The sequence below is a fragment of the Aminobacterium sp. genome, from assembly GCF_034926885.1.
Lineage (GTDB): Bacteria > Synergistota > Synergistia > Synergistales > Aminobacteriaceae > Aminobacterium.
This window is the reverse complement of sequence record NZ_JAYFQR010000030.1, coordinates 56635-73872: the sequence shown is the minus strand read 5'-3', so window position 1 is coordinate 73872 and position 17238 is coordinate 56635. Positions and strand designations below refer to the sequence as shown.

Annotated in this window: 17 protein-coding genes; 10 read left to right on the top strand and 7 right to left on the bottom strand. The window is 38.5% G+C overall.

All coding sequences use genetic code 11. The annotated features are described in order from the left end of the window. Positions 1-170 precede the first annotated feature (170 nt). Positions 171-713 (top strand): flavodoxin family protein, encoded by a 543-nt coding sequence (locus VB083_RS10995; RefSeq protein ID WP_213699691.1) that lies wholly within the window; start codon positions 171-173, stop codon positions 711-713. Between the two features lie 91 nt (positions 714-804). Here VB083_RS10995 and VB083_RS10990 read toward each other — a convergent pair whose 3' ends face one another. Beyond that, complete coding sequence (locus VB083_RS10990; RefSeq protein WP_307879514.1) at positions 805-936, bottom strand: hypothetical protein; 132 nt, start codon at positions 934-936, stop codon at positions 805-807. Between the two features lie 39 nt (positions 937-975). Then, positions 976-2223 (bottom strand): phenylacetate--CoA ligase, encoded by a 1248-nt coding sequence (locus VB083_RS10985; RefSeq protein WP_323402052.1) that lies wholly within the window; start codon positions 2221-2223, stop codon positions 976-978. A gap of 331 nt (positions 2224-2554) precedes the next feature. Between VB083_RS10985 and VB083_RS10980 the strand changes: the two genes are divergently transcribed. Next, positions 2555-3886: an SH3 domain-containing protein gene (locus VB083_RS10980; protein ID WP_213699699.1), complete on the top strand. Its 1332-nt coding sequence runs from the start codon at positions 2555-2557 to the stop codon at positions 3884-3886. Between the two features lie 43 nt (positions 3887-3929). On the opposite strand, the gene VB083_RS10975 is transcribed toward VB083_RS10980, so the two are convergent. The 5 genes from VB083_RS10975 to VB083_RS10955 all read right to left on the bottom strand — a co-directional run bounded on the left by VB083_RS10975 (position 3930) and on the right by VB083_RS10955 (position 7784). Continuing rightward, positions 3930-4766, bottom strand: coding sequence for an ABC transporter permease (locus VB083_RS10975; protein ID WP_213691921.1), 837 nt, complete (start codon positions 4764-4766; stop codon positions 3930-3932). 70 nt (positions 4767-4836) lie between these two features. Then, positions 4837-5964, bottom strand: coding sequence for an ABC transporter substrate-binding protein (locus tag VB083_RS10970; RefSeq protein WP_213691920.1), 1128 nt, complete (start codon positions 5962-5964; stop codon positions 4837-4839). A gap of 212 nt (positions 5965-6176) precedes the next feature. Then, positions 6177-6527, bottom strand: a complete 351-nt coding sequence (locus VB083_RS10965; RefSeq protein ID WP_323402051.1) for a hypothetical protein — start codon at positions 6525-6527, stop codon at positions 6177-6179. A gap of 24 nt (positions 6528-6551) precedes the next feature. Next, complete coding sequence (locus VB083_RS10960; RefSeq protein ID WP_323402050.1) at positions 6552-6749, bottom strand: hypothetical protein; 198 nt, start codon at positions 6747-6749, stop codon at positions 6552-6554. Between the two features lie 369 nt (positions 6750-7118). Further along, the gene (locus tag VB083_RS10955; RefSeq protein WP_307879513.1) at positions 7119-7784 is read right to left on the bottom strand and encodes a molybdopterin-dependent oxidoreductase; all 666 of its coding nucleotides are present in this window, start codon (positions 7782-7784) and stop codon (positions 7119-7121) included. Positions 7785-7873: 89 nt separating this feature from the next. Here VB083_RS10955 and VB083_RS10950 point away from each other — a divergent pair, with 89 nt between their 5' ends. The 8 genes from VB083_RS10950 (at position 7874) to VB083_RS10915 (ending at position 17238) form a co-directional block, all read left to right on the top strand. Beyond that, positions 7874-8185 (top strand): SHOCT domain-containing protein, encoded by a 312-nt coding sequence (locus tag VB083_RS10950; protein ID WP_213699702.1) that lies wholly within the window; start codon positions 7874-7876, stop codon positions 8183-8185. A gap of 82 nt (positions 8186-8267) precedes the next feature. Beyond that, positions 8268-9377, top strand: coding sequence for an ATP-binding protein (locus VB083_RS10945; RefSeq protein ID WP_213699703.1), 1110 nt, complete (start codon positions 8268-8270; stop codon positions 9375-9377). After that, positions 9378-10022, top strand: coding sequence for a response regulator transcription factor (locus VB083_RS10940; RefSeq protein WP_213691914.1), 645 nt, complete (start codon positions 9378-9380; stop codon positions 10020-10022). It abuts the gene before it with no gap. Positions 10023-10172: 150 nt separating this feature from the next. Continuing rightward, the gene (locus VB083_RS10935; RefSeq protein ID WP_213691913.1) at positions 10173-11480 is read left to right on the top strand and encodes a glycine/sarcosine/betaine reductase component B subunit; all 1308 of its coding nucleotides are present in this window, start codon (positions 10173-10175) and stop codon (positions 11478-11480) included. Positions 11481-11491: 11 nt separating this feature from the next. Continuing rightward, entirely contained in the window at positions 11492-12796 is a 1305-nt protein-coding gene (locus tag VB083_RS10930; RefSeq protein WP_213699704.1) for a glycine/betaine/sarcosine/D-proline family reductase selenoprotein B, read from the top strand. A 95-nt stretch (positions 12797-12891) separates the two neighbouring features. Continuing rightward, positions 12892-14430, top strand: a complete 1539-nt coding sequence (locus VB083_RS10925; protein ID WP_213691911.1) for a BCCT family transporter — start codon at positions 12892-12894, stop codon at positions 14428-14430. A gap of 166 nt (positions 14431-14596) precedes the next feature. Next, positions 14597-15832 carry an HAD-IIA family hydrolase gene (locus tag VB083_RS10920; RefSeq protein ID WP_213691910.1) on the top strand — a complete coding sequence of 412 codons (1236 nt, stop codon included), beginning with the start codon at positions 14597-14599 and terminating at the stop codon, positions 15830-15832. Positions 15833-15930: 98 nt separating this feature from the next. Beyond that, complete coding sequence (locus tag VB083_RS10915; RefSeq protein WP_213691909.1) at positions 15931-17238, top strand: efflux RND transporter periplasmic adaptor subunit; 1308 nt, start codon at positions 15931-15933, stop codon at positions 17236-17238.

The following is a 17238-nucleotide window of genomic DNA, read 5'->3' as shown; positions in this document are numbered from 1 at the left end:
CGCAACTTCCATTCCGCCACTACTATTGGACAGGGTGAGCCCATTTATCTTTGAATTGGCGGGAGCCAATCGTACGGACTGGGATTCCCGCCATTCACTTTATCACGTTATCAGGAAGCAAACTATGGCCCCTTACACATAACTAACCTATTTACCGGGAGGTAGTACTTATGAAGATACTCGCGTTACTTGGCAGTCCCAACAAAAAAGGGAACACGGCGTCACTTTTAGAGAAATTTCTGGAAGGTGCAGCTACTCATAATGTCGAAAGTGAGACTGTTTTTTTACACTCTTGTAACATTGCTCCTTGTACCGCATGTAATTCTTGTCGCGAAAACCCGGAGGTGCTTTGTGTAATTGACGATGATATGCAACAACTCTATTCTAAAGTGTACGATGCAGATGTTCTCGTTTTTGCTACTCCTGTCTATTGGTGGACAATTTCTGCTCAGATGAAACTTTTTATGGATCGACTCTATGCCATTAATTACGACAGACTAAAAAATAAAAAGGTAGTTTTGATAATGACTTATGGTGGAGAGAAACCTAACCTTGGCCCAGAACTTGTAGAAAAGATGTATACAGACATTTGTGATTGGTTAGGCATGAATTTTTACGGGGTGCTGGAAGCGTGCTCTGGAAATACTCCAACGTCGAAAAATAGTGACGCCCTTCAAGAAGCTTTTGATTTGGGAGTTTCATTAGCGGATTGACACTAAATAAGTATGAAATGAAAAAATAAAGGCCGCTCGAAAAAGACAACTACAAATTCCTTTTTCGGGCGGCCAGCAATAGAAATAGTCGCTATCTTCGTTCATGATTTCGTGCCTCTTTGTAGGCGAAAGAAAGCCCTTCAAAATCAAATTCGTTTTGCTTGGGGTCGTAAAGGTTTTCGTTCATTCTTGTTTTTTCCTGATGTACCTTTTTCTCAGACATTATATATTCCTCCCTTTTAGACCTATCGGTTGGCCTTTTTTAAGCTACATGCATTACGCGGCAAGCTTTCCCTTCGTTTCTAACGAGAGTTTCAGGGTCAGCAATCTGAACGTTAATTCGAATGCCGAGTTTCTCTTTTAAATGATGTGATGTCTTTGCCTTGAGTTGTTCTCTTCCAGATTCAGATAGAAGTTTGGCAGATTCGCAGACTACCGTAAGTTCTGGCATATCTTTGTGATGGCGTACCTCTAGATGGTAGTGCAGAGAAAGTCCTTTTACAGAAGCGAGGGCAGCTTCTACTTGGGATGGGAAAACGTTGACACCCCGTATTATGAGCATATCGTCATTACGTCCGGCAACTCTTGCAATTCGTTTTCCTTGACGGCCACAACTGCAAGGTTCTGTAATAAGAGATGTCAGGTCTCGAGTTCTGTAACGAATAAGTGGAAAAGCTTCTTTATTAATTGTCGTGATAACAAGCTCTCCAAACTCCCCGTCGGCTAAAGGTTGTGCGTTTTCTGCATCTATTGTTTCCATAAAAAAGTGATTATGGTTAAAGTGCATTCCATTTTTTGCATTGCACTCCATAGCTACCCCAGGTCCCATAATTTCAGAAAGACCATATGAATTGATAACAGTGATTCCTAGCATTTCTTCTATTTGATGTCCCATATCTTCAGTCCAGGCTTCTCCACCAAGAATAGCAAGACGAAGATTCAGTCTAGAACGTAAGTTATGCTTAACAATTTTCTCAGCGAGGTATAGAGCATATGAGGGCGTGCTTGTAAAAACAGTTGTTTGCGCGTCTTCCATTAAAAGAAGTTGGCGATCTGTAAAACCTCCTCCAGATGGAATAACCATAGCTCCAATTTTTTCTGCCCCGTAATGAAATCCGAGAGCTCCAGTAAAAAGGCCGTACCCAAGAATGATTTGAAATACATCATCAGATGTAACCCCAGCTGTTTTTAAACATTCTGCCATACATTCTTTCCAATCATTGATATCTCTTTGTGTGTAAGGAACAAATGTAGGTTTGCCTGTTGTTCCAGAGGAAGCGTGAAGTCTAACAACCTGATTTTGTGAACAGGCGAGAAGTCCGAGAGGGTAGCTATCCCTCAGATCTTGTTTTGTAGTAAAAGGTAACTTTTTAAAATCATCAATTGAATGAATGTCCTCTGGGAAAATTCCACATTGTTCCATTTTCCTTCTATAAAGACCGTGAGTATTCCAGACTTGACGTACTATTTTTTGAAGACCGATCAATGTTGACTTATCAACTTGAAACATATTAATTTCCACCTTTCGCGTTCATTTTTAATTTCAAAGAATAAAAAAAGGGCCGGATCCCCTAGTAACGGGAACCCGGCCCTGTAAAGGCCATCAACGCCTAAGCGCTGGCCCTCCAGAGGGGTCCCTCGCCGGCGTAATAATACTCAAAAAAGCAGTTGGAAGAGGATATAATAACTAAAGACATTAAAGTTGCCTCCAACCTGTCTGAAATTTTAAATACTTATATCATTGCAGAAGATAAATGTCAAATGAGGAATATGAAATCATAAATAAAGAGCGGAGAAGAGGGTGATCAATTCTGACCTTAAGTAGAAAAAGTAATTTTAAAATGTACGTTTTTTTATTTTGCCTGTTGTTTTTTAGTCTATGTTTTAAATCGGTTTCCTGGGCGTATCAAAAGGATGAAGAAGAAATAAAAGATATCGTCTCTTTAAGTCAGAATTGCTTTTATTACATAACCGGAGATTATTCGGATCGAATTTTGAATGTTGAAGCACAAAAAAATATGGATAATCAATATAATAAACATTACTTTTCTCCGTGGTCTCAAAGTGGGCCTTCTCGGGGCCTTGATTCTTTATTGTGGCCTTTTAAATGGTTCCCATATCAAAAAACATATGGAGAAAATAGACGTTTGAGATTATATGGTTGGTATGAAAAGCAAAAGGAAAACGCCCAAATAGAGCATTTTGGAAGCCAAAACAAGAAGGTTATAGTAGTGGAAGAGGCAAATCTTCGAGCTTTCCCGTCAAATGAGCCAGTCTTCTTTGACTTTGAAAAGGCAGGCGAAGGATATCCCTTTGATTATGGACAGAATACAACGGTGAAACCAGGAGATCCTCTTTTTGTCTCTCATCTTTCTGAAGATGGAGCATGGGCTTTTGTTGATAGTCACGCAGTTTCTGGATGGATAGATACTCGTCGTATCGCATGGATAACAGAAGACCAGATAAAAATGTGGAGAGAATATCCGATGGGCGTAGTGATAAAAGATAACCTTCCTCTTCTGGATAATGAGAAACATTTTTATGCCAAAGCAAAAATAGGAACAATTTTACCCATAGTTAAACATTTTCCTCTTCAAGCTTCATATGAAGTACTTATTCCAGTTCGAGGATTGGATAGTAATGTTTTTTTTAAAAAGATCATTCTTTCTGATTGTTGCATTACTCCAAAGCCTTTAGATTTCACAAAATGGAATGCAGCTTATATTGCTTCACAATTTATGCATGAACCTTACGGTTGGGGTGGGGGTAATAATAGGCGAGATTGTAGCGCCACGACGCAGGATTTTTTTGCAGTGTTTGGCTTATGGTTACCAAGAAATTCGAAAGCCCAAGCTTCACAAGGAATTTCTGTCGACGTGAAAGGCCTTCCTCTTATCGAAAAGGAAAAAACGGTACTTTCGCAAGGGAAACCTTTTTTAACTTTAGCAGCTTTGCCAGGGCATATTATGTTGTATATAGGAACATATCATGACAAACCCGTTTTTTTACATAATTTATGGGGGATACGTACTTTGGTTGAAGAAAAAGAGGGAAGGTTGATTATTGGTCGAACAGTTATTACTTCGCTCGAAGCAGGAAATGAGCTATCAAGTATTGTTGAAAAAAGCATTATCGGCAATCGAGTTACACATTTTGTCGTTTTGTCTGATTAGAATAGAAAAGGAGGCTGGTAGAAAATTCAGCCTCCTTTTTAAGTTAACGTGCAGTATGTTGCCATGAAAATTTTTTTTCTTCAAGATATCTGAAAGCGTAATCAAGAAGGGCGCCAATAACACCAATGCAGATCATTCCGGTAATGACAATATCTACTCGTGCTAATTCGTAAGCATGGGTAATTAAATATCCAACACCGGAAAGACTTCCGGGTAGCATCTCTGCTGAAACTAAACATCCCCACGCAGCGCCTAGTCCTGTTCGCATCCCATTCATCAATGTAGGAGCAGCTCCAGGTAGAAGTATCTTCCTAAAAATGTCTGACTTAGTGGCGCCGAGCACACGAGCTGACTCTATTAGCGTTTTAGGAACGTTTTTTACGGCATGTATTGCACTCGTTATGATAGGAAAAAAAGCTCCTAAGAAGATAATGTAGACCATTGAGAGCTTAAAGTTACTCAAATAAACATACCACGTTCCTTGTCGAAGCCCAAAGATGGTGGCAAAACTTGTCATTCCAAGCCAGGCTAAAATAAGAGGAACCCATGCTATTGGGGGAACTGGCCGGAAAAAACCTAAAAAAGTATTAAAAAAATAGTATATATTTTCTCTTGATCCCATAAGTATTCCCAAAGGAAGCGCTACTAGCAAAGCTACAGTATATCCTAATAAAACCCTAATAAGACTTACGGCTATATTGGTAAATAAAGATCCTAACCCAATTATGCTTTTACTGGGCATGATAAATTGTTTTAATACTTCTTGAGAGGTTGGAAGGATCATAGGATTGTTTACTATATCTGCCATATACCCCCAAAGAATAAGAATTGAAAAAGGGAGTATTAGAGAAAGTCCAGTTTTGAATGCGAGTTGTTTCATGGTGATCTCTCCTAAATTATTTCTATCAAGAAGAGGGGAATTTCCCCCCTTCTTGATACGAGTCAAAATTCTATTCAACTTTATTGATGAAACTGAAGTCAAAGAAAACCTTTTTTATTTCATCAAAACTTTTTCCTTTCATTTCTCCTTCGAACTTGCCCATATCATTTAAAACATCTACATAGAGTTTGACTCCATCCATCCATTTTTCTGAAGGAGTTGTCGTGTAAACGATAGTTGCATTTTCAGCTGCTTCTACAGGAATTCCGATAATTTCAGAATTGATTTTTGCTGCTTCTTTTTTATGGGCCGTACACCATTCAGCACTGTTATGGAATAACTGAGTAAGTGCCTGGTACACTTCGGGATGCTCTTTTATAGAATCTTCTCTTGCTGTGAGAGAGCAACAAGGGAAATCATACCATTGTCCTGCAGGGGGAAAGTCTTTGAGGTGTAAAACAATTTTCCCTATCCCTTGAGCTTCTGCTGTTTCTGGATAGTGAGAGGGGCCGACCCAACCATCTACGAAATTTCCAGAGAAAGCTGGTAGCATATTTCTATCGCCTTTTAAATCAACAAGTAAAACATCAGCAGTTGAGTCGTTTGGATCTTCGGTAACCTTTAATCCTCCTTTTTTTAAAGCTGTTTCAAGAACAACACGCGGCGCGCTAGTTGGGGAGTGGTAGCCAAGACGAACGGGATTAGGCGAATCCTTTATATGTTTTTCTAAGGCATCCCAGCCATAAAACTTTGTTTCGGGAGGGAACACAAGGGCTATTCCATCTACATGTATAGGGCAGAGGACGCGTAATTTAGTTCCTCTATCGTAGGCAAACATCATGCCGGTAGTTGAATTAACGCAGCAATCAAGTCGTTTTTGACCTAAGAGAACTGCCGATTCAGAACTTCCCTTTGTAACAACCATTTCAAGCAAAGCAATCTTTTCGCCATTAGAATAAAGTTCATATTGCTGTTTTTCAATGATAGGTTTGAGATAAACTCCGCCATCTTTGAATTTTTCGCCTCGTGCTGTAGCAACAAGTAAAATGCCTGCATGGAGATCAAAGCCCCAGGCCATTTTAATTACAGGAACTTCTTGTGCTAGTGCTGGAGATGAAGAAAGCGGGAGTAGCATCGATGATGCAATCGTAAGTAAAAGCGCACAGAACAATGAAAATTTTTTTGATTTAGAGAACATGTAGTGCACCCTCCTGTTATGGAATAATTTTTATAACTTTTAAGAATCATGCCGGCATGCCAGAAATATTAACATCAAGATATTTTTAAAGCAAGAGTGAAGAAAATCACCTATTGTGGGGAAATATAAAAAGCGAGGGCGGAAATTTGAATATAAAAGCAGAGGGAAATAACTTGTTTCAAATCTTTAATAATTCCCCCTGCTTTTATTTATTATGGTATAACAATTTCTTTTTTCATAGTGCCAAAAATGTTGCATTCAGCTGTAACGGTTATATTTGTGCCTGAAGATATGTCTGGTATTTTGAAAGTATCTATTTGTATTTTTGAATTCTCTTGAGTTTTATACATCCTTTCTTCGAATGTTTTTCCGTTGACTTCTACTTTTATACTTTTAATGTGGTGTTTTTCTGGATTATCTACCGCATGTTCAATGTGAACAGAGAGAATTTTTTGTAAAGGGTCCCATTGAAGTTTTATGTCTTTAGGAGGATGGGCGAGAGCGGCAAAGCTAAATATAAAGAAAGAGAGGAAAACGCAGAGGATGTTTAACTTACTTTTCATTTTCATCCCTCCTTCCACTTTTATTTACTGTAAGAATAGCCAGTAAATGAGACCATGAATAAGTCCAAACAAAAGAGCACTTAGTGCGACCCATTTATGAATTTTAAAAACAAGGGTTCCCTTAAAATATCGTCGTAGCACATTTCCGAACAAGCCAGTAACACAAGCAATAATTAACAGAACAATAGCGATACGACCAGTCCATTGAAATAAACTAATCATTGCCATTACCCTCCACTATTCATAAAATGAATGTCACCCTCTTAATCGCAAGTAAAAAACTCCGAAATTAAGAATGGCGTAACAAATTCCTAAAAAAAGATCAACATATCTCTTTGGGAACCCTTTTTGTAGAATACGTATTCTAATGTAATAGAAGGCATGGAAAGATACCAATACAATGGTCAAAGGTTGGATATTAAGGTGTAGGCGAAAGGCTGATGGTTTTGTTATGATCCAGTCAAAAATACGTGGATGTAATATTGCATATCCACTTATAAAATTAATAGAAAGAACGGGAATAAGAAGCCATGCAAAAATTCTATTAAGCTTTGCCAGAAATTTTTCGTATGCTTTGGATTCTAGCATAAGTTAATCCCCAAACATTGATTTATCAATATCTCCTTGATTGCTATATCCTCGAGATTCCCAGTACCCCTTATACCTTTCGTCATCCGATAACTCAAGGCGCGTAATCCAACGAATCCATTTATATCCCCACTTATCTTCTGCTACAAGCTGAAGTGGAAATCCTTGCGCCTGTGGAAGTACTATTCCATTTATATGATCAGCTAACATAATATTCTTCTCTTTAATGTATTCGAGTGGTAACGACGTTGTATACCCGTCGACGGCATGAAAGATAATAATTTTACTTTCTTTTTTAGGCACACTGAGGTTGATGAGATCGGTTATGAGAAAACCTTCCCATAAACATGTTACAGCCCAGCCTTCAACACAATCTATACGTATAACTTTCTTGGCTCGGGGGAGTTTCTCCGTAAGTTCTTCTAAAGTAAAAGAAAGGGGGGTTTCTACAAGTCCATCCACAACGAGTGTATATGTATCTGGATTTACCTCTTGAATTCCTTTGATTGAATTTTCTCTAAAATCTTTTATTGAGCCTAACTTTGTTCCTTCGTATTCGTTTATCTCTACAGTGGTCAGAGTTTGGGCGTAACTAGAATGTACTGAAGGGAAGAAAATATATATGGCTATTAAAAAAACACTCACTAATAGAAAGTGATTTCGGGACATGATATCATCTCCCTAATAAAAAAGAATTTTCTTTATTGTATGTTTATATCTTTTGGACTGTCAATAGAAACGAAAGGGGGGGAATTTCAATGCGTATGTTATTTTTTATGGTTTTAGGGTTAAGTATCGTATTTCCATATTTTGCTTTTGCAAATTCAGAGAGTCTGCCATGGAGTATGTGGCATCCAATGATGTTTGGATTTCCAGGAGGGATTTTTATGATGCTAATCATTATCGTTGGCATTGTCATATTGCTCGTTTTGCTTTTCAAAAAAGAGCCAACACCCCATTTGGTTTCATCTACACATGAAGCGGCTTTAGATATTTTAAAACGTCGTTATGCACGAGGAGAAATATCAAGAGAAGAATTTGAACAGATGAGAAGAGATATTGAAGAATAATAACGTATAATAACCAGTTATTGCCATTTCCTAATTTATTCTTTTATAGGAGCTTTAATTAGATTTAAGGAGCGATAGTTCTATGTCAGAAAAAGTCCTTCATGTCACAGCGTATGAATCTATTTTAAAAACTCTTTTAGAACCGTTTGCTTTACATGAAATTATAAGGGATGAAGAGGGATGTCCTATTGATTTCCGCTTTATTGACGTTAATCCTTCTTATGAAAAAGTAATGAGGCGCAAACGTATTAACGTTGTAGGAAAAACTTTTCAGGAGGTTTGGCCTAATCCTGAAGAGTTATGGATGGATAACATGCTTGAAACAGCTAAGTCTGGTCATTCCAGACATTTTGAAGGGTACAGCAGGGAAACAGATCGTTATCTTCATGCCTTGTTTTTTCCAGTAAACAGTAATGTTATAGGTGTTCTTTTTCTTGATCTTACGCAATATTATCAATCAGAAGAAGCTCTTGATAGAAGTCAGAGGATGCTTTTGAAATACAGTCAGGAATTACAAAGTTTAGTAACTCGTCTGTCTCTTACAGAAGAAGGAATTCGCCGCACTATAGCTCGAGAGATACATGATCAATTTGGCTATTCTTTTGTGACGGTCATGAATAATCTAAAGCAAATACGGAAATTGGCAGATGAAGATGAAGCTGCACTTTCTAAAGTGAATGATACCATTAATATTTTGCAAGATATTATTGATGATGCACGAGAATTGACGTTTCAAATCAGTTCCCCTATCTTGTACGAGGTGGGGTTAGGTGCAGCAATAAAAGATTTAGGAGAACGGTTATTTAAAAAAAATAATATCTACTTCACATATAGAGGAAAAGTCTGTGATCAAGGTATTGATGATAATGTAACTGTTCTTTTATTTCAAATTGTCAGGGAACTGTTTGTCAATGTAATTAAACATGCACAAGCGACAAAAGTTTCTGCTACATTGAGGCGTACACCTCGTAATGCTGAAATAGTTGTAGATGATAACGGAATTGGCTTTGAAAAAAACAATTTATTTCTCATAAGTGGTTCAAATCACTTTGGATTATTCAGCATTAAAGAAAGGCTTAATTATATTGGAGGAACGGTTGAAATTCTTAGTGAGCCGGGGAAAGGAAGTACTATCTTAGTTTCAGCTCCAGCCAATACAACAGATTTACAGGAGCGAAAGGTTAAATTTTAGATGAAAATATTGCTTGTTGATGATCATAAAATGTTTCTTGATGGATTGAAGCGATCCCTTGAACAAAATAATTTTATTGAAGAAATATTTACAGCGATCAGTGGAAAAGAAGCGTTGCGAGTCATAAGTCAAAATTCGGATATAGATTTAGCCATCGTAGATGTTACGATGCCTGATATGAATGGAAGCATACTCACCCAAAAGTTAAAGAAATGCTTACCTGATTTGAAGGTACTAGCACTTTCCATGTATTCTAATGTTTATATTATTTCTGATATGCTTCGATCGGGAGCTACTGGATACGTTTTAAAAGATTGCGAGACAGAAGAGCTGGAGAGAGCTATTCAAGCGGTATATTATGGAGCTTTTTACTTGTGTTCTACAGCAGGTTCGTTGATTATAAAAAACTACCTTAACCTCCTGGAAAACTCAGAAGAGTTAAGAGAACCTGAGTTAACAGAGAGAGAAAGAGAAATTTTATGCCTTTTAGCTCATGGGCTTAAAGTTCATGAAATAGCACAAAAACTTTCTATAAGCCGCCATACCGTTAATACTCATAGAAGCAATATCATGGCAAAGCTTAACTGTGATACTTTTGTTGATTTGATCCGATATTGTATTCGAGAGGGTATTTGCAAAGAGTAACATCCTTCAAAGTCCCCTCCTTTTTCACCTATCTCACTCACTGTGTGAGATAAAAATCATACACTTGCTTATTACTCTATTACACAGTGTGCAATATACACTCACACACCATCCCCCCTAGAATGAGTCTCCAAGGGGGGATGGTTTTTTATGAGATTAGAGATAGGTAATTTTCATGTGAAAGATATGGTTTTTGGCGATGCGACAGCTTTTAGTAACGGCGTTCTTACTATAAATAAAAAAGAAGCCTTAGATGTAGTTTTTGAAGACGCTCACATTACGGAAGCAGAATTACATATCGTTAAGCCGGGTGACATGGTTCGTATCACGCCTGTAAAGGATGCTTTTGAACCAAGATGTAAAGTTACTGGAAATTCTATTTTCCCTGGTTTTTTTGATAGTTTCGAACCTGTAGGACAAGGACGTACCCATGCGTTAAAGGAGTGTTCCGTTCTCTCTGTTGGAAAACATTGGGGATGTTTTCAGGATGGTCTAATCGATATGGGAGGAGAATTTCAGAACCATACTATTTTCGGCTCAATGACCAATTTGGTTCTTGTAGCAGAAACTGACGAAGAATTTGAAAAGAGAGCATTCCAAAAAAGAAATATAGCCCATCGTAAAGCAGGGATGCGTCTGGCAAAATATTTAGGCGAATGCCTACGACATCTTGAGCCGGAGGATGTAGAAGTTTATGATTTACCTCCTCTTGGTAAGCGCGGATCAGATGTAGAGTCACTTCCTCGTGTTGCGTATATAATGAAGGTGTTGGCACAATGGGAAGACAGAGGATATAACGCAGAGTACTATGGTTGGGATACAAAGAGAATTCTTCCTATGTATGTGCATCCCAATGAAATTCTTGACGGTGCTATTGCGGGAGGCAGTTTTACACCTGCTTCAAACAATATGTCAACATATTCCTTTCAAAATAATTCCATAGTCAAAAAACTAATGAAAGAGCACGGTAAAGAAATCAATTTCCTTGGCGTCATTCTGAGCAATGAGACAGTTGAGCTCAGCGAGAAAAAGCTGTGCGTTTTAACAGATAGTCGTTTAGCGCAAGCTTTAGGGGCAGACGGAGTCATCATTTCCAGAGAAGGATATGGAAATGCTGATGTGGGTTTTATGCTCACTATAGCAGAGCTTGAAAAAATGGGGATAAAAACGGTAGGTGCGGTTAATGAATGCACAGGAAGAGACGGAGCTTCTCAACCTATGGTGCTTATGAGAAAAGAAGCTGATGCCCTGGTTTCTACAGGAAATGTATCAGAAATTTTAGAGTTGCCTTCTATGCCTGTTGTTTTAGGAGATTTAGAGTCTATTGCTCGAGACGGTTGTGGTGGTGGATGGGAAGGTTGTGTACGTGAAGATGGCTCTCTCACTATTGAGGCGCAGGCCTTTCTTGATGGCGATGCTCAAACAGGCGATTCTATTAAACGCTGTGCGGAGTTTTAAGGAGGCGTAACATGTTGAAAGCTATCCATTACATAAATCAGTTTTTTGGACAAATTGGGGGAGAAGACAAGGCTGATTATCGGCCCTCTTTTCACACAGAGTTAGTTGGTTGCTCTAATATACTCAATTCTCTTCTTTCTGAAATTGAAATTACACATACTATCATCTGCGGGGACAATTATGTAAATGAGCATACAGAAGAAGCCCTTTCAGAGATCATTGGATGGTTGGAAAAAGAGGAATTTGACTTTTTCTTTGCCGGTCCGGCATTTATGGCTGGGCGATACGGAAGTGGTTGTGGCCTTATCTGTAAAGCTGTAGCGAATCATTTTAACGTGCCAGTAATTACATCTATGAATGAAGAGAATCCTGGCGTTGAATTGTTCAAGAAGGATATATACATCTTTAAAGGTGGTCGAAAAGCTACCTTTATGAAACAAGATGCGGAAAAGATGGCTCTTTTTGCAGATAAAATTGCTCGTAAAGAGGTCTTGGCTCCTGCTGTGGAAGAGGGATATTTCGGACGAGGCATTCGTCACCAATATTTTCCCAAACCATCAATTCCTGCCCATGATCGTCTCTTTAGCATGTTAATGAAAAAGTTGAAAGGTGAATCTTTTCAAACGGAGTTGCCTATTCCTGAACCAGATATTGTTCCTATTGCTTCAGCTGTAAAGGATATAACTAAGGCTAGAATTGCTTTAGTTACATCTGGTGGAATAGTACCTAAGGAAAATCCTGACAGGATACAATCTGCTTCTGCAACTATTTGGGGAGAGTATAACGTTTCTCAACTTGATAGGCTTCCTGCTGGAGATTTTGTAACAATTCATGCAGGTTATGATTCAGAAGCTGCTAATGCTGATCCTAACAGAGTCTTACCCCTTGATGCTCTGAAATATCTAGTAAAAGAAGAAAAGATTGGATCTGTAAACGATTATTATTTTGCAACAGTAGGTACGGGAACAACTCAAAAAGAAGCTTCACGAATGGCATTGGAGATTGTAGAAAAATTAAAAGAACAGGCTGTGGATGCTGTAGTTCTTGTGACTACCTGAGGAACCTGTACTCGTTGCGGGTCAACGATGGCTAAGGAAATAGAAAAAGCTGGCATTCCTGTTGTTGTAATTACAAATTTAACCGATATAGCTGCTTCTATCGGTCCTAATAGGATAGTTCAAGGAAGTTCCATTCCTCATCCACTTGGTAATCCTTCCCTTGAAAAAGATCAAGAATTCGAGTTTAGATTAGCAATTGTAAAGAAGGCTATTTTAGCCTTAACAGATGACATTCAGAAACAGACAGTCTTTGAATGAGGCTTTTATTACAGGAGAAGCTCGATAAGTTCAGTTTCTCCTGTTCTTCATAATTACTATTACTTTAACTTCGTGCAAAGAAGGGAGTATTATCAATGGGCAAAAGCAAGAAGATGAATCCAGTTTTTATTGTAGCGTTGTGTATCACTCTTTTTGTAGTTGTTTGGGGCATAGTTGATCCAGAAGGATTAGGTGTCGGAGCCAGTAATGTTTTTGATTTTTTAATAGCCAAATTTGGCTGGCTCTACGTTTCTGTAATGTCTTTACTTTTGCTTTTCTGTGTCATTATTGCTTTTAGCCGTTTTGGGAAAATTAAACTTGGTGATCCAGATTCAAAGCCGGAATTCAGCAATTTTTCATGGCTAGCCATGTTATTTTCTGGTTCTATGGGTATCGGTCTTGTCTTCTATAGCGTGGGAGAGCCTCTTATGCACTATATGGCTCCACCTTTAGCTGAACCTAGAACAGCTGAAGCTGCTGCGCAGGCAATGCAGATTACTTTTCACCATTGGGGACTTCACCCTTGGGCGGGTTTCTGCGTTATGGGACTTGCTATTGCTTATGCTCAGTATCGTCGTGGCGGAAAAGCTTTGGTTAGTAGTTTTATGATTCCCCTAACGGGAGAAGCCGGTCAGAAAAGTGTTGTTTGTAAAATAATAGATATATTGGCTATTTTTGCAACTTTGGCTGGATTAGCAACATCTCTTGGTCTTGGTGCTATGCAAATTACAAGCGGGTTGAATCATTTGCTTGGTTTACCAGATGCCTTTTCTACACAAATGAGTGTCATCATTGTAATTACTTGTATTTATGTGGCTGCAGCTGTCTCAGGAATCAATAAGGGAATCAAAATGATTTCTGATTTGAATCTATACATAGCTTTTGCGATTATGCTTGTAATGTTCGCAGTTGGCCCAACTGTATCAATTCTAGGCTCATTCCTTAATGGTATTGGTTACTATTTTAGTGGAATTGTAAAGCAATCTTTCTTAATGGCTCCTTATGGTGGAGCTCTCTCTAAATGGCTTGGAGGATGGACTGTCTTTTATTGGGCTTGGTGGATGGCCTGGGCTCCTTTCGCTGGTTCTTTTATTGCAAGAGTTTCTAAAGGACGCACCGTACGAGAGTTTATTATTGGAGCTCTTCTTACTCCCAGCTTAGGAACCTTTGTTTGGTTTGCAGTTTTTGGAACATCAGGTATTCATCTTGACATTGCAGGAATTGCTCCTGTAGGGCAAGCAGTTTTAGAAAATATCTCAACAGGTCTATATAAGGTTTTTTCTTATTACCCCTTAGGTCAGGTCTTATCTGGTCTTGCAGCTATTTTGGTTTCGACGTTTTTCATTACGTCTGGGCAAGCTGCTTCTCTTGTTCTAGCTATGTATTCTGAAGATGGTGAGATTAATCCTTCTAAAATTAAGATAGCAATTTGGGGCATTCTTTTAGCTGCTTTGGCGGCTGTTCTCTTAATGAGTGGAGGATTGAAGGCTCTACAGACAATTTCTATAGTTGCGGCATTTCCATTTTCTGTCGTTATGCTTATTGCTTGCGTGGCTATATGGAAAGGCTTTTCACAGGATCCTGTTGTTAAAAACGAAATAGCAGAACGTATGCGTAAAGATATGAATATGTAAATTGTAAAAATATTAATTCATATTGCTGTTTTTTAATACAAAGAGGGAAGAGCGCGAAAAAGCGCTCTTCCCTCTTTTAATGAAATCTGATAATCATAAACTGTTAGTATTACTCTGCTGGTATAAAATACTTGGGGAAAGAGAATTTTAATAAGGAGAGATAGATATGCTTGCGGATTTATTTGATGCCTTTTTCTTTGACCTTGATGGCGTAGTTTATATAAGCAGAGAGCTTACACCTGGTGCGCAAGAAGCCCTTTCTCGTTTGAGAGAAAGGGATAAAACTATTCGCTTTCTTACGAACAATCCTACGACGCGTAAACGAATTACGAAACGTTTGCATAGGATGGGTATTGATGCAAAAGATGAAGAAGTTATAACTTCAGGCTGGGTTACAGGTGTTTACGCTGCAGAACATGGAATAAGACGGGCTTGGGTTTTGGGTGATGATTATTTGAAAGAAGAAATAGCCAATGCTGGAGTCAAAATCGTTAATGACTTTACGTGCGATGCGGTTATTGCTGGATGGGGAGATTCAATAACTTTGGCTGAAATAAGGCGCGCTGCACTTGCCATTCATAACGGGGTAACTTTTATTGCTACGAATGCTGACTGTAATTTTCCATCGGAGAACGGGCCTCTAGCAGCTGTAGGAGCTGTCGTTGAAGCTCTTCATGTTGCATCTGGAAGGTCCCCTCAGATAATAGGCAAACCCTATTCCCCGATGTTTTTAAAGGCTTTAGATACATTAACTTTTTCGAGTGATAAAGCTGTTATGATTGGAGACACTCCTAGTGTGGATATTTTGGGTGCTCATCAAATAGGTATGCAAGCTATTCTTATGGGAGAGAATATTTCCTTTCCTTTCTCTAACGATTATAGAAATGCAGATGCTCATATTGTGACGTTACTAGATTTATTTGACCCTGATGTTTCAATAAGGGAATGGCAAGCACCTTCACATATTTGGCCGCAAAGTGTAGAACCAGGTGTAGCGGGTGTTGTCTTTAATGATAAGGGAGAAGTTCTCTTGATGAAACGAGCAGATAACGGATTGTGGGGCATTCCATCTGGGCACATTGAACCTGCTGAAAAGGTTGAGCATGCGATCATACGAGAAATTTTCGAAGAAACAGGATTGGAAGTGGAAGTACAACGTTTAATTGGTGTCTACTCGGATCCTGCATCACAAATTATTCGTTATCCAGATTTGAAAATTTGTCATTTTATTACAACATGTTTTGAGTGTAAAATGAAAGGAGGAATTTTGAAAAAAACAGGTGAGGAAACTCTGAATGCTGGTTTCTTTGATCCTCAAAAGTTGCCAACACCGTTGATGCCTATGCATCCACAATGGCTCTCTGATGCTTTGAGCCATTGCGAAAAATCCTACATTCGCTAAAAATCCTACTTTTTGCTGATTTTTTTAAGAGAAGAAACGTAAAATAGCTATCGTTTTTTGTGTGTACAATCGACATCTATTTTTATGGAGGAAGGCATATGAGTGAATTTCAGGATCAAAAGAAAAAAATGGCTAAAAAAATATGGGGAATTGCCGCCTTGGTGTTTTTTGCTGTGGGAGGTTTCCTTTTGATGGGAATTACTGGAAGGAAGACAGAGATTTCACCTGAAAAAGCATCGCGACCTGTAAAAACCATGACACTTCTAGCCCCTGAAGTTACTTTTCGGAGAATTTTCCCTGGAAAGGTTATTGCGTCAAAAACAGCAGAACTTTCTTTTCGTGTTTCAGGTCCATTAGTTGAGTTACCTGTGAAAAAAGGGGCATCAATTCAGCAAGGAAGTCTTATTGCTAGAATAGACCCACGTGATTTTAGAATTCAGTTAACTAATGCTCAAAGTGCACTCAGTAATGCTAGCGCGCAGTTGGATGCTATGAAAGCTGGTGCGAGAAAAGAAGAGATTTCAGCCTTATCATCAAAGGTTTCCTCGGCTAAAGCACGACTTTCGGAAGCAGAGACAGATTATCAAAGAATGAATCGACTCTTTGATGAAGGTGTTGTGGCGCAAGTTGACTTAGAAAGAGCTAAAACGACTTATGAAGTGGCAAAAGGTGAATTGAATACTGCAAGTCAGCAGTTACAGGAGGCACGAAGTGGCGCACGTGTTGAGGATATTAAAGCTATGGAGGCTACTATTCAGGGATTGAAAGCTCAAGTAGAAGCGGCTCAAAGTGCACTTAAGGATACGGAACTTAGAGCCCCTTTTAATGGAATTGTCGCAGAACGTTATGTAGATAACTACCAAAGCGTACAAAAAAACCAAACCATTATAAGTTTACAAAATCTTGAAAGGATAGAAATTATCATTTCTGTTCCAGAACAAGATATTATGCGAATTAAAACTTACAGAAGTCCTTCTTTTTTTGCGTCTTTCGAAGCTTCGCCTGGCAAAAAATATCCGTTAGAATTTAAAGAAATTACCACTAAAGCAGATCCTCAGACTCAAACATATGCTGCAACTTTTTCAATGCCTTATCCTGAAGATTTTATAGCTTTACCGGGAATGACAACGCAAATAGAAATAGTAGGTGAAGGGGAAACCAAAGGAACTGGTGATTTTCTTGTTCCTTCCATAGCTGTTGTTCCTGGAGAAGATACGAAACATTTTGTATGGATTGTAGACGAAAAAACAATGACTGTTCATAAGGCTGAAGTTTCTTTGCTTTCTTATAAAGATGATATGGCCATTATACGTGGGGGCGTTAACACTGGAAGCCGAATTGTTATTGCTGGTGTAAATTACTTGGTAGAAGGTGATTCTGTAACATTTTTTAACTCTGAGGAATAG

Excerpts from the sequence above, each read along its gene's own strand:
- VB083_RS10925 (WP_213691911.1), top strand. The coding sequence starts at position 12,892 with ATGGGCAAAAGCAAGAAGATGAATCCAGTTTTTATTGTAGCGTTGTGT.
- VB083_RS10955 (WP_307879513.1), bottom strand. The coding sequence starts at position 7,784 with ATGTCCCGAAATCACTTTCTATTAGTGAGTGTTTTTTTAATAGCCATA.
- VB083_RS10950 (WP_213699702.1), top strand. The coding sequence starts at position 7,874 with ATGCGTATGTTATTTTTTATGGTTTTAGGGTTAAGTATCGTATTTCCA.
- VB083_RS10960 (WP_323402050.1), bottom strand. The coding sequence starts at position 6,749 with ATGATTAGTTTATTTCAATGGACTGGTCGTATCGCTATTGTTCTGTTA.
- VB083_RS10965 (WP_323402051.1), bottom strand. The coding sequence starts at position 6,527 with ATGAAAAGTAAGTTAAACATCCTCTGCGTTTTCCTCTCTTTCTTTATA.
- VB083_RS10940 (WP_213691914.1), top strand. The coding sequence starts at position 9,378 with ATGAAAATATTGCTTGTTGATGATCATAAAATGTTTCTTGATGGATTG.
- VB083_RS10915 (WP_213691909.1), top strand. The coding sequence starts at position 15,931 with ATGAGTGAATTTCAGGATCAAAAGAAAAAAATGGCTAAAAAAATATGG.
- VB083_RS10935 (WP_213691913.1), top strand. The coding sequence starts at position 10,173 with ATGAGATTAGAGATAGGTAATTTTCATGTGAAAGATATGGTTTTTGGC.
- VB083_RS10975 (WP_213691921.1), bottom strand. The coding sequence starts at position 4,766 with ATGAAACAACTCGCATTCAAAACTGGACTTTCTCTAATACTCCCTTTT.
- VB083_RS10995 (WP_213699691.1), top strand. The coding sequence starts at position 171 with ATGAAGATACTCGCGTTACTTGGCAGTCCCAACAAAAAAGGGAACACG.
- VB083_RS10980 (WP_213699699.1), top strand. The coding sequence starts at position 2,555 with ATGTACGTTTTTTTATTTTGCCTGTTGTTTTTTAGTCTATGTTTTAAA.
- VB083_RS10990 (WP_307879514.1), bottom strand. The coding sequence starts at position 936 with ATGTCTGAGAAAAAGGTACATCAGGAAAAAACAAGAATGAACGAAAAC.
- VB083_RS10920 (WP_213691910.1), top strand. The coding sequence starts at position 14,597 with ATGCTTGCGGATTTATTTGATGCCTTTTTCTTTGACCTTGATGGCGTA.
- VB083_RS10970 (WP_213691920.1), bottom strand. The coding sequence starts at position 5,964 with ATGTTCTCTAAATCAAAAAAATTTTCATTGTTCTGTGCGCTTTTACTT.
- VB083_RS10985 (WP_323402052.1), bottom strand. The coding sequence starts at position 2,223 with ATGTTTCAAGTTGATAAGTCAACATTGATCGGTCTTCAAAAAATAGTA.
- VB083_RS10945 (WP_213699703.1), top strand. The coding sequence starts at position 8,268 with ATGTCAGAAAAAGTCCTTCATGTCACAGCGTATGAATCTATTTTAAAA.